4 protein-coding genes are annotated in these 13,753 nt (G+C 64.0%); 2 read left to right on the top strand and 2 right to left on the bottom strand.

The annotated features are described in order from the left end of the window. Window positions 1–233 precede the first annotated feature (233 nt). Together LMG28727_RS04235 and LMG28727_RS04230 are read left to right on the top strand one after the other, a co-directional pair. Window positions 234–9,803 (top strand): YDG domain-containing protein, encoded by a 9,570-nt coding sequence (locus LMG28727_RS04235; RefSeq protein ID WP_201641053.1) that lies wholly within the window; start codon window positions 234–236, stop codon window positions 9,801–9,803. Between the two features lie 68 nt (window positions 9,804–9,871). Next, window positions 9,872–11,575 (top strand): ShlB/FhaC/HecB family hemolysin secretion/activation protein, encoded by a 1,704-nt coding sequence (locus LMG28727_RS04230; protein ID WP_201641052.1) that lies wholly within the window; start codon window positions 9,872–9,874, stop codon window positions 11,573–11,575. A gap of 148 nt (window positions 11,576–11,723) precedes the next feature. On the opposite strand, the gene LMG28727_RS04225 is transcribed toward LMG28727_RS04230, so the two are convergent. Both LMG28727_RS04225 and LMG28727_RS04220 read right to left on the bottom strand, forming a co-directional pair. Then, window positions 11,724–12,446 (bottom strand): potassium channel family protein, encoded by a 723-nt coding sequence (locus tag LMG28727_RS04225; protein ID WP_201641051.1) that lies wholly within the window; start codon window positions 12,444–12,446, stop codon window positions 11,724–11,726. A gap of 259 nt (window positions 12,447–12,705) precedes the next feature. Next, complete coding sequence (locus tag LMG28727_RS04220; RefSeq protein ID WP_201641356.1) at window positions 12,706–13,689, bottom strand: hypothetical protein; 984 nt, start codon at window positions 13,687–13,689, stop codon at window positions 12,706–12,708. Window positions 13,690–13,753 lie beyond the last annotated feature (64 nt).

Genomic DNA, 13,753 nt, shown 5'->3' with positions numbered 1-13,753 from the left:
CTCATTATTATCCTTGCGTAAATAGATAATTTTTTGCGTTGCCCTTTATCCCTATAGAAACACTCAGCCGTTTAACTAAAACTTATGTGATCAGCCACTGGGCAGAATGGCTTGAACATAGCAAACGGGTCTGAACCGGCAGGCCTCACGGCAAGAAGAATCGCGGCTGGCAGCGTGGCTGGCGCAACGTCGTGGCTGTCATGTCCGTTTGCCCGTCGAGGATGGGCGATGCCATGAATCACATTTATCGCTTGTGCTGGAGCCGTTCGTTGAGGCAATGGGTGGTCGCATCGGAGCTTGCGCGCCGACGCCCTGGCAACGGCGCAAGCAAGGCCAGTCAGGGTGCGCGACGCGCGATTACCGTCCTCGCTACCTGCGTACCCTTCCTTTGGGCCGGGACGGTGTATGCGGCGGGCGCTCCGGTTGGCGGCCAGATCACCGCAGGCAGCGGAACGATCAGCCAGTCGGGCGCGACGACCACCATCCAGCAAAGCAGCCCTACCCTCCAGCTAAGCTGGCAGAGCTTCAACGTGGGCGCGGCTCAATCCGTGAATTTCGTCCAGCCTGGACGCGGCTCAATCGCCGTCAATCGTATTTTCGGCAGCACACCCAGTCAGATCCTCGGTCACCTGAGCGCTAACGGACAGGTCTGGCTGATCAATCCCAATGGCGTACTTTTCGGCCCGTCGGCGCGAGTGAACGTCGGGGGTATCGTCGCCTCCACGCTTGACCTGGATGCAAGCACGCTCAACAGCGATAAGCGGGTGTTCTCGGGTAACGGCAAAGGCGCGATCGTCAATCAGGGTTCGATTGTGGCGGCCGACGGCGGTTACGTGGCGCTGCTCGGCAATCACGTTTCTAACCAGGGCATCGTCAGCGCGCGGCTGGGTACGATTGCATTGGCTGGCGGCAGCGCCGCCACGCTCACCTTCGACGGCTCGCAACTCGTTCATATTCAGGTGAACGCCAGCACCCTCGACAATCTGGCCGAGAACCGCCAGCTTCTGGTGGCCGATGGCGGCCAGGTCATCATGACTGCCGGCGCGAAGGATGCGCTACTCGCGAGCGCCGTGAACAACACGGGCAAAATCCGCGCCCAGACTGTCGCGGATCGTGACGGCAAGATTGTCCTGCTCGGCGGCATGGAAGCAGGATCGGTCAACGTCGGCGGCACGCTGGATGCGAGCGCGCCGAACGGCGGCAACGGCGGGTCGATCGAGACCTCGGCGGCGCACTTCAGCCTCGCGCCCGACGCGCGTATCACGGCAGCGGCGCCGTTCGGGCGAGCAGGCACCTGGCTGGTCGATCCGACCGATCTGACCATCGACGCCACCGCGGCCAGCCAGATTTCGGACACGCTGAACGGCGGCACCAACATCATCGAGCAGACCACGGCGTCGGGCGCGACCGGCGCGGGCCAGCAGACCCCGGGCGCGGGCGACATCAACGTCAACTCGGCGATTAGCTGGACCAACGCTGCCGCCAGCCTGACGCTCCAGGCGCTCAACGCGATCAACGTGAACGCATCGGTGAGCGGCGCGGGTGCGGTGACCATGCAGGCCGGCGCGGGCAATCTGACGATCGCGGCAGGCGCGGCGATCACGGGAGGCGCGGGCGTCACGCTCGCGACGAACGCAAACTTCATCAACAACGCGGGCGCGGCGGCGGTCAGCACGGGCACCTCCGCAGCGTGGCGAATCTATTCGAGCGACCCGCGGCTCGACACGGCAGGCCGTCTCGCACCGTCATTCATTCAGTACAACGCGCCGTACGGCACCACGCCCGCGGCCAGCGGGGACGGCTTCCTGTACAGCCTCGCGCCCACCATCACGCTGACAGGGCTGACCGGCAGCGTGACCAAGGTCTACGACGGCACCGCCACAGCAGACCTGAGCAGTGCAAACCTGCAGACGACTGGCCTCGTCAATGGCGACGTGGTCACTAGCGCCACGGGTACATATGCGACCTCTAACGCGGGCGCGAACATCACGGTGAATTCGCCGACGACCTTCGCGGGCGTCGTCATCGAAACATCGGGCGGCATTCCTGTGTACGGTTATCAGGCGCGAGGTCAGGTCTCGGCGGATATCGGCACGATCACGCCTGCGCCGGTCACCGCGACCATCGTCAACAACCCGACCACCGTCTATGACGGCTCCACGTCGGCGTCGCTCACCGCCAGCAACTACAGCCTGACCGGCTTCGTCGCGGGACAAGGCGCATCCGTCAACCAGGCCAGTTCGGTCGCCTACGCGAGCGCCAATGCCGGTACGGGCATTCCGGTCAACGCCAGTTTCACGTCGACCAATTTCGTCGCCAGCAGCGGCACGAACCTGGCGAACTACATTCTGCCGGCCACGGCGGCCGGAACCGGCACCATCACGCCCGCGCCGTTGCTCATCAGCGGACTGATCGCCAACAACAAGGTCTATGACGGCACCCGCGCGGCCACTCTCAACTCAGGCGGTGCATCGCTGTTCGGCGTGATCAGCGCGGACAGCGGCCAGGTTTCGCTGAACACAGCCGGGGCGGCCGGCACATTCGCGTCGCCGAACGTGGGCAACCAGATTGCGGTGCTGCCCTCGGGCTTCACGCTGACGGGCGCGAAGGCGGGCAACTACGAGATTTCGGTGCCGGCCTATCTCGCCGCGAACATCACACCGAAATCGATCACGATCACCGGCGTCAGCGCGAACGACAAGGTCTACGACGCCACGACCACGGCAACGCTCAATCTCGGCAGCGCAACGATTTCGGGACTCGTGCCGGCGGACCAGGGCAACGTCTCGCTGTCGACGAGCGGCGCGACCGGCACGTTCAGCCAGTCGAACGTGGGCAACAACCTGGCCGTATCGACGGCCGGCTTTACGCTCGGTGGATCGGCTGCCAGCAACTACTCCGTCGCCGCCATTTCCGGCCTGACCGCGAACATCACGCCTGCGCCGCTCACAGTCACCTTCCTCGGCTCGCCGACCAAGGTCTACGACGGCAGCGCGAACGCGACGCTGGATCAGTCGAACTACACGATCTCGGGTTTTGTGGGCGGCCAGAGCGCAACCATCGGTCAGGACTCGGCGTCCTATGCATCGCCGAATGCCGGCACGGGCATCACGATCACCGCCGCATTGCGGCCTTCGGACTTCGTGCCGGCCGCCGGCACGTCGATGTCGAACTACACGTTTCCCAACGTGGTGACGTCGCCGACCGGCATCATCACGCCCGCGCCCGTCGAAGTGAACATCATCAACAACCCAACCAAGGTCTACGACGGGACCGCGACCGCCTCGCTCGGCGCCGGCAATTACGAGGTGCTCGGCGCGATTCCCGGCGAGTCGATCGCGCTGACCCCGTTCCCGACCACCGGCTCGTACGCGACGCCCAATGTCGGCTACCAGGGAGTGAGCACGTCGGTGAGTGCGGGCAATTTCCAGGCGGGCCCGAACACGTTACTGTCGAACTACGCGTTGCCGATCCTCGCTGCGGGCATGGGCACGATCATCCAGCGCACGATTGACGGCGGGTTGTCGGCATCGATCACGAACAATCCGTCGAAGACCTACGACGGCAACACGATCGCCACGATTCCAGCGAACGATTTCACCTTCAGCGGTTTTGTCGGCACGGATAGCGCGACGGTCTCGCACACCGTCACCGGCGCCTACGCGACAAAGAACGCGGGCTCGCAGGGCGTGACGGCCTCGCTCGCGGTCGCGGATCTCACGGCGGGGCCCGGCACGAACCTGAACAACTACTCGTTCCCAATCACCGCATACGGCACCGGCACCATTCTTCCAGCGCAGCTCACGGTGACGATCATCGGCAATCCGACCAAGGTCTACAACGGCGATTCGATCGCTCGCGTGGACAGCGGCAACTTCCGCATAGGCGGTCTGGTGAGCGGCGAAGGCGCAACTATCACGCCGTCCGCGCAGTTCAACTATGCGCAGGCCGACGCGGGCAACCGGATTGTCAGCGGCGCGCTCGTGCCAGGCAACTACGCGGCGGGCAACGGCACGCTGCTCAGCAACTACCTGCTGCCCACCTCGGCTGCCGGCCTCGGCACGATCACGCCGGCCCCGCTCTTCATCATCAATGCGCGGGCGACCAACAAGGTCTACGACACGACCACCGCCGATACGCTCAACGTGAGCAGCGCCGCGCTGTCGGGTGTGGTGCCGGTCGACGCGGGCAATGTGACGCTCACTACGTCGACAACCGGCACGTTCGCGCAATCGAACGTCGGCAACGGCATTGCGGTGACCGCGAGCGGATTCGGCATTACCGGCAGCGCGGCCGCCAACTACACGTTGCAGCCGCTCGCAGGCCTGACCGCCAACATCACGCCTGCGCCGCTGGTTATCAGCGGCGCAATCGCGAACAACAAAAACTACGACGGCACCACGGCCGCCACCGTCAACAGCAGCGGCGCAAGTCTGACCGGCGTGCTCGGCAACGACAACGTCACGCTCGCGTCCGGCAGCGCAAGCGGTCAGTTCGCCACGGCGAACGCGGGCACGAACCTCCAGGTCACGGCGAACGGCTTTACGCTCGCCGGCGCGCAGGCCGGCAACTACTCAGTTTCGCAGCCGTCGAACCTGTTCGCCAACATCAATCCCGCGCCGCTGATCGTGACGATCACGGGCAATCCCATCAAGGCCTACGACGGCACGACATCGGTGACGCTGGGCGCGTCCGACTTCACCGTCTCGGGCTTCGTCGGCAACCAGAGTGCCACCGTCACGCAGACTGCGGCGAGCGGCTACCTGTCGCCGAACGCGGGGACTAATGTCGGTATCGGCGCGACGCTGGAGCCATCCGATTACGCCGCCGCGCTCGGCACCAACCTGTCGAACTACAGCCTGCCAACCCAGGCGAACGGCACGCTCGGACAGATCACCGCAAAGGTCATCAACCTCACCGGCACGCGCGTGTACGACGCGACGACCGGCGCCAACGCCAACCTGTTCGCGAGCGCCGGAGCGGTTGACGGCGTGAACGGCGAAACGCTGACGCTGAGCGGCAACGGCACGCTGACGAGCAAGAACGTTGGCAAGCAGATCCCGTTCACCAGCCTGGGCACGCTGACGCTCGGCAATGGCACCGGGCTGGCGAGCAACTACACACTGCTAGGCGGCGTGGACTGGGTGACCATTACCCCCGCCACGTTGACGGTGCTCAACACGGTCGCGCTGAACAAGACCTACGACGGCACGACCACGGCCGCGTTGCAGAACGCGCTGCTGTCCGGCGTGCTGGGCAGCGACACGGTCGCATTGGGCAACGATACGACCGGCACCTTCAACAACAAGAACGTGGGCACGGCAAAGCCGGTCAGCACCAGCATGACTATCTCCGGCACCGATGCCGGCAACTACGTGCTGGCGCAGCCCACCGGACTCACCGCCGACATCACGGCTGCGCTGGTCCGCGTGACGGCAAGCGGTATCGACAAACAGTACGACGGCACGACGGCGGCCCAGGTCAACCTCGCGAGCCCAGGTCTGGTGACGACCGACGCGGTGACCTTCTCCGGCTATTCCGCCAACTTCTCGCAGGCCAACGTCGGCAGCAATCTGCCGGTGACGGTGACGGGCATCACGCTGAGCGGTGCGGATGCGTCGAACTACACGCTGATCAACTCGTCGGCCAATACGGCGGCTAACATCCTGCCGCGCGTGCTGAATCTGCAGGGCACGCGCGTCTACGACACCACCACCAGCGCCAACTCGAACCTCTTCGCGACGAGCGGCTCGATCAACGGCGTCAATGGCGAAACGCTGAGCCTGAGCGGCGCGGGCACGCTCACGACCAAGAACGTCGGCAACCAGGTGCCGTTCGCGAACTTCGGCACGCTCGCGCTCGCCAACGGCACCGGCCTCGCCAGCAACTACACGCTCAACGGCGGCACGGACTGGGTAACGATTACGCCCGCGACGCTGACCGTCGCGAATACGGTCGCGCAAAACAAGCAGTACGACGGCAACACCAACGCGCAGTTGACGGGCGCGACGCCCGAAGGCGTGCTGACCGGCGACACAGTGACGCTCGGCGCGGACACTGTCGGCCAGTTCAACGACAAGAATGTCGGCACCAACAAGCCCGTGACGACCGGCATGACGATCTCGGGCACCGACGCCGGCAACTACCTGCTGATACAACCCGCCGGCCTCACTGCGAGCATCACGGCGCTGCCCATCATCGTGGTCACGGCGACCGGCAGCAACAAGGTCTACGACGGCACCACCACGGCAACGGTCGCGCTGAGCAGCCCGAACGTTGTCGCGGGCGACAGCGTGGTGCTCGGTGATAGCTCCGCCAACTTCGCGACGAAGAATGTCGGCAACAACATCAGCATTGCGGTGGCGGGCATCAACCTCAGCGGCGCCGACTCGGGCAACTACACGCTGCAGAACACGAGCGCGACCACGAGCGCCGACATCACGCCGTTCGTGCTGAATCTGCAGGGTGCGCGCGTCTACGATTCGACCGCCAATGCAAACGCAGGTCTGTTCGGCGCTAACGGCGTGCTGACGGGCACGAATGGCGAGACCCTGACACTGTCCGGCACCGGCACATTGGCGAGCAAGAACGTGAACAGCGCGCAGCCGTTCGCCGCGAACGGGCTCGCCGGGTTCACGCTCACCGGCAACGCCGGCGCGCTGAGCAGCAATTACACGTTCGCGGGAGGCACCGACTGGGTCGCGATTTCACCCGCCACGCTCACGGTGACGGGCACGACGGTGAACCCCAAGGTGTACGACGCGACGACAGCGGCAACGCTGAGCGGCGCGACGCTCGCGGGCGTGTTCGCGGGCGACACCGTGACGCTCGGCAACGACGCCACCGGCACCTTCGCCGACAAGAACGTCGGCAACGGCAAGCCGGTGACGCCGTCCACAATGACCATCGGCGGCACTGACGCCACCAATTACGTGCTGACTCAACCCTCCGGCCTGACGGGCAACATCACGCCGCGCGGCATTACGGTGACGACGAGCGCGCAGAACAAGACCTACGACGGCACCACCGCGGCGACCGCAACGGTAGGCAGCACGGGTGTGCTGACCGGCGACACCGTGAACTTTGCCTTCACCCCCGCCAACGCGAACTTCGCGACGCCGAATGCGGGCAACGCCATTCCGGTCACGGTAACCGGCATCGCGGCAAGCGGCACCGACGCTGGCAACTACACCTACAACACGGTGGCGACGACGACCGCGAACATCCTGCCGTTCGTGCTGAATCTGACCGGCGCCCGCACCTACGACAGCACGACCGGCGCGAGCGCGAGCCTGTTCGGCAACAGCGGCGTGCTGACCGGCACGAACGGCGAGACGCTGACGCTGTCCGGCACCGGCACGCTGTCGACAAAGAATGCGGGCACCGAAGTGCCGTTTGCGGCCAACGGACTCGCGGGCTTCACGCTCACCGGCAATAACGGCGCGCTGCCCGCGAACTACACGTTCACCGGCGGCACCGACTGGGTGACGGTCAACCCGCTTGCCGTGAGCGTCGGCGCGAGTGCCGAGAGCCGTTACTACAACGGCACGACCACCGCTACGGCGACCATCGCGCCAAGCGGGATACTCGCGGGCGACGCCGTGAGCTTCGGCTTTGGCAGCGCGAACTTTGCGACACCGAACGCGGGCAACGGGATCCCCGTGACAGTCAGCGGAATTACGGCCAGCGGCGCGGATGCGCGCAACTACACGTTCAACACGAGCGCGACCACCGCGGCGGACATCTTCCCGTACGTGCTGGTACTGCAAGGCTCGCGGGTGTACGACGGCACGGCGGGCGCCAACGCCGCGCTGTTCGGCAACGCAGGCGTGCTTGCTGGCGTGAACGGCGAAACGCTGACGCTCGCGGGCACCGGCACGCTGGCGAGCAAGAACGTCAACCAGCAGCAGCCGTTTGCGGCTAACGGTATTGCAGGCTATACGCTGACGGGCGACAACGGCGCGCTCGCCAGTAACTACACGCTCGGCAACGGTGTCGGTGACTCGGTCAACATTACGCCGAAACCGATCTCGATCACGGCCACCGGCGGCAACAAGATCTATGACGGCACGACGGCGGCACAACTCGCGAGTTTCAATGTGACCGGCCTCGTAGCGGGCGATAACGTGTCGGTCGGCTACACATCGGCGACCTTCATCACGCGCAATGTCGGCACGAATATTCCGATCACCGTGGGCCTGTACGGCGACGGCGCCGACATTAGTAACTACACGTTCGGCAGCCGGGTGGTGGCGACGAGCGCCGACATTACACCGCGCGCGCTGACCATCACCGCAGGCGCGCAGAATAAAACCTACGACGCCACCACCGCGGCGGTGCTCACCGGGCTTGGCGTGAGCGGGCTGGTCACGGGCGACTCGGCCGCGTTCACGGCGGGCAGCGCGAACTTCGTGTCGCCGAACGCGGGCAACGGCATTCAGGTCGATGTGGCGGGCATCGCCGGAACGGGTAGCGATATCGGCAATTACACGTGGAATACTTCGGCGATTACGTCGGCGAATATCACGCCGGCCGTGCTGAACCTGACCGGCACGCGGGTCTACGACGGCAGCAATCAGGCGAGCGCGAGCCTGTTCGGCAACGGCGGTCAACTCACCGGCGTAGCAGGCCAGACGCTGACGCTCGGCGGTACGGGCACGCTGTCCAGTCGCAACGCGGGCTCGCAACAGCCATTCGCCGCAAACGGCCTCGCCGGCTACACGCTGGCCGGCAACGGCCCGGTGCTCGCGAGCAATTACACGCTGGCTGGCGGCGTCGACTGGGTCACCATTACGCCGCTGGCCGTCAACGTGACCGCGACGGGCGCGAACAAGATCTACGACGGCACACGTACGGCGTCGGTCAGTCTGGGCAGTAGCGGCATCGTGAGCGGCGACAGCGTCACGTTCAGCGCGCAGTCGGCCAACTTTGTGACGCCGAATGCCGGAAGCAACATACCGGTCCTCGTGACGGGAATCGCTGGCAGCGGCGCGGACGCGGGCAACTACACGTTCAACACCGTAGCGACCACCGCGGCCGCCATTACGCCGTTCGTCCTCAACCTCACGGGCAGCCGCGTGTACGACGCAGGCACCGACGCAGCGGCGAGCCTGTTCGGCACGAAAGGAACGCTGGAAGGCGTGAATGGCGAGAGCCTGACGCTGTCCGGCAGTGGAACGCTGTCCACGAAAAACGTTGGCAATCAGGTCGCGTTCGCGCCCGGCGGCCTCGCCGGCTATGCGCTCACCGGCAACGGCGCAGCGCTGGCGAGCAACTACACGCTGCTCGGCGGCGTGGACTGGGTCGGCATCACGCCCGCGACGCTCACCGTGCTGGGAACGCAGACAACCAACCGGACATACGACGGCACCGTCTTCGACGCGCTTCACGGCGACAGACTTTCCGGCGTGCTCGGCAGCGACGGCGTGACGCTCGGCAACGATACGCAGGGCTACTTCAGGGACCCCAACCCCGGCATCAACAAGCCGGTCAGCACGGCAATGACGATCAACGGTCCCGATGCAGGCAATTACGTACTCGTGCAGCCGTCGGGTCTAAGCGCCGACATCGTGACGCCGGTCGCGCCGGTGCCATCGGGAGCGCTGGCCCATGTTCAGTCACCGCTCGGACCGGACGGCATCGAGACGCCGTATGGCACGGCGCCCGATTCCGCGCAGGGTCACTACGCCGGCAATCAGATGGAGTCGGATCACCCTAACCAGCGCAACGTGTCACGGCCGGATTTCCAACCGGGCCTGGCGCTCACGGTGCTCAACGGCGGCGTTCACCTGCCCGCCCATTGACGAATGCCTGAACACACGTAATCGACCCTGCGCGCTGCCGCGGCCCACGACATCTTCGAACTGAAAACATGACCGAGATTCGCCTGAACCGCTTACGCAAAGCCCGAATCTGTGTCGCCATGAGCTTCGCTGCGACGGCGCTTGCCGCGCAAGCTCAGGTCCGCGCGACGACGCCCAACAGCGGGAGCGGCCAACTGCTTCAGCAGGTGCCGCAGCGCCCGATTCAGCCGCCCCCGTCTAACCTCGATCTCACGATCCAGCCGCAAAACGCGGCCCCGCCGGACAGCACGAAGACTTTTCCGGTCCGCAAGATCGAGATCACCGGCAACACGGAACTGCCCACCGACCTGCTGCATCAGGTCGTGGCGTCGAGCGAAGGCAAGGATCTCACGCTGAGCGATCTGAACGCGCTGGCCGAACGCATCAGCGACGTGTATCACCAGCACGGCTTTCCGCTCGCCACCGCCTACGTGCCGGCGCAGACGCTCGACAACGGGATCGTGCGCATCGACGTTGCCGAGGCGCGTTATGGTGCGGTGTCGATGAATAATCAAAGTGCGGTATCGAGCCGCGTATTGAACAACACGCTCGCGGCGCTGCAGTCCGGGCAGCCCGTTAGCGAATTCACGCTCGAACGCACGTTGCTGCTGCTGCAGGACATCCCCGGAGCGCAGGTGAATTCGACGCTGCGGCCCGGCGACCAGGTGGGCACCTCCGATCTGCTCGTCGACGTGGCGCCTCAGCAGCGCGTGACCGGCGACGCCGGGGTGGACAACTTCGGCGACCCGTACAGCGGGCGCGTGCGCGGCAGCGGCAATCTGAGCATCAACGGCCCGTTCAATCAGGGCGACCTGCTCGACTTCAGCGCGTTGACGTCGGGCCACGGTATGACCTACGGGCGCATGGATTATCGCTATCTGCTCAACGGACAGGGCACGACGCTCGGCGCCACGGTGTCCGGGCTCGACTATCACCTCGGCAACGATCTGTCCGATCTCGAGTCGCACGGGTCGGCCTTCGTGGGCGGTGTGGTGCTCGCGCAGCCGCTGATCCGCAATACGCGCGGCAACCTCTATGGGCAGGTCGAGTATGACTTCAGAAGGCTCAACGACAACATCGACGTGATCGGACTGCAGAACGACCGCAACACGAACAGCGTGACGACGACGCTGGCAGGCGACGAACTCGATACCACCGGCGTGGTCAACGCGCATCTCGCGATGACATATGGCGTGCTCGCTGCGGATAATCTGCAGACCGACATCATCGACCAGTTGGGGGCGGACACGGCGGGCCACTACGTCAAGCTCGCGTTGTCGATGTCACGCCTACAGCAACTCACTCGCAGCGACGCCCTCTACTTCGGCTTCTCAGGACAGCTAGCGAGCAAGAACCTCGACACGTCGGAGCAGTTCTACCTCGGCGGACCGGATAGCGTGCGCGGCTACGACGTGGGCGTGCTGTCGGGTTCTCGCGGCTACCTCGCGACGCTGGAATACCGGCACGACATGACGTTTCAGCAGGTCCCCGGTATCTGGCAGTTTTCCGCGTTCGTCGATACCGGCTGGGTACAGGAGTTCAAGAACACGTTCGTGCCTGGGCCCAACACCGGCCAACTGAGCAGCGCGGGTTTCGGCGTGCAGTGGAATGGGCCTTACAAGCTCCTCGTCACGGCCAGCGTCGCTTTTCCGTTCGGACGCGCGCCGGACATACTCGGCACGAACGCCAACACGTCCGTGCATTGCTGGGTGCAGGCGCGCAAGTCGTTCTAGTCTCTCCTTGTGGCACAAGACCGATTGGCACGGCAGACTGGATTTCGTCGCTACCCATTTCGCTGAAGTTAGCGTTGGATATTGATTGGACTGATCGGACTGATTGGCGAGTCCGACCCGAAACGATGTTCGCCGACGTGGAACCCCATCAATCCTCAGAAGGAGACGCGCGCCTCTTTTTTCGCGCAGCCTGTTCACGAATTTTCGCTGACATCCGATATGCACTAGCAAGCCGCGCAATCAGAATGGCAAGGAACAATGCGCCGACAACCTGTTCGATCACGCAGATGCCGCGTGCCTGACGACTCAGAGGCGATATATCTCCGAATCCGGTACTGGTCAGGACCGTGAAACTGAAATAGATAAAGTCGAACAGAACGAGTGGCGAAGGGCTCCCGAACAGCGCGAACGATCTGGAATAGACATGATCGACAAGCGCATACAGAAAGCCCCAGAAGACACCGAGGAGCAAATAGGCCGACGCGGCACCAAAGAGCTTGTCCGTCGTCATTACATCCCGCCGAAACACGTAATCAAGCAGGTAGGCAATCGTGGTGGCGTACAGCAAAGCGCTGAACCCCCATGCCTTCGCGGCCGCGTGCGGATCTCCACCCACCACCGCAATCCACTGGTATGCAAGCGCCGGCGCGGCGAACAATACTGCGACCACACATGATGTCGTCGTGCGGCCAACTGACGCCACGGCGGCGACAATAATGAAGGCGTTCGCGCAATTGATGATGAAATGACCGATCGGAGTCGGCTCAGTGAACGGTGCTGCACAGAGGAAAAGCATCAGCACCAGAAATAGATAGAAACAGCGCTGATAGAAGATTCTTCCCAGCAGCGAGCCTGCTTTGCGGATCACCATGGCCGGATCCATTGAAGGCAGATGTCGTCGTTCAGCACGGATATGGCCGCGTGGCGGGTACCAGTCACGCGCGGGGATTGATCCTCGTTTTTGCAACCCCTGCTCTGCCTGGTTGGCCTCGACGCGCGTTCCCGTACGCATGAGGTGAACGCGATCCCGCCCGCTGCTCGGAAATATCTCCCGCCTACGTCACTCACGCGCACCTCCGCGAGCTTTGATCGACCGCACCCGCCTGTTCTGAGCTTTACCATTGACCGTACTAGAACCGGTAGCCGATCCCGGCCAGGATGACATCCGTATCGTGGCTGTAACGGGTGGCCACCCGATTCCACGTTATCCGCGCCGACCAGTTTCGCGTGACGCGATACGATGCCGATACGGACAGAAGCGCAGACATGATGCCGTCCCCCTGGCTGTCGCCATTTTCGTTCGTCTCACCGTGATGGATAGCCGCATACACACCGGCACCCACGCCCAGCGCAAGACGCTCGCTGAGGAAAGCGCGTGTGAGCCAGAGCTGCGCGGTGATGCCGTCCCGGCGCGCGGTTAGCCCATTACCTTCGTGCAGATAGCCGAGCGTCGCATCGAGATAGTTGGTCAGGCCGCGCCTGTATTCGATGGCTTCCGCCATCGATGTTTCGGATCCCGGACTGTTTAGTATCGTCGCCCCGGCAAGCAACGTCACCTCGTTATTCGTGACCTTCTGCGAGCGCGGCACGGCGAAGTCGCGCGGCCCCGGCGTTTCAGGTGCGTCTAGTTGAAAGCCCATGCCGAGCATGATCGCAGTGGTCGACGGACCGTTCGCTAACTGCACATGATTGAGTTGCAGATTCGCCGTCAAGCGCTGCGACGAATACCACGTGGCACGCGCGCTATAGACGACACCCCAGCCATGCGTATTCGAATAGCTGAGGCCCTGCTCAGCGGCTTCAGTGTCAAAGTAGCGATAGGGACCTACGCCCAGCGCGACGACGAAACGCCGCTGCGCGAATGGAAATCGGCCCCACATTTGCACCAGAGGGCCATCACGATGATGATCAGGAATATGCCCTTCATTGAGCCATGTGATGCTGCCGGCGAGGTACTGGCCGATTCCCTCCGTATAGTCGATCGACCATGCGTAAGAGTGGCTGTGCTCACCGGTCAACGGTCCGCCATACAGCGCGATTTCCTGCGCTGACGCATGGAAAGATCCTGTGCATAGCACCGCAGTGGCGATGGCGAGTGTCCAGTTTGCCTTCATCATTCGATTGGATGTTCGGTCATGATGCAAACCAGCCAGCTCGGATCGCTGCCTGCGAGGAGAA

The organism is Paraburkholderia metrosideri (genome assembly GCF_904848625.1).
GTDB lineage: Bacteria > Pseudomonadota > Gammaproteobacteria > Burkholderiales > Burkholderiaceae > Paraburkholderia > Paraburkholderia metrosideri.
Note: the sequence above shows the minus strand (reverse complement) of the source record. Positions and strands in the feature narration are given on the sequence as shown.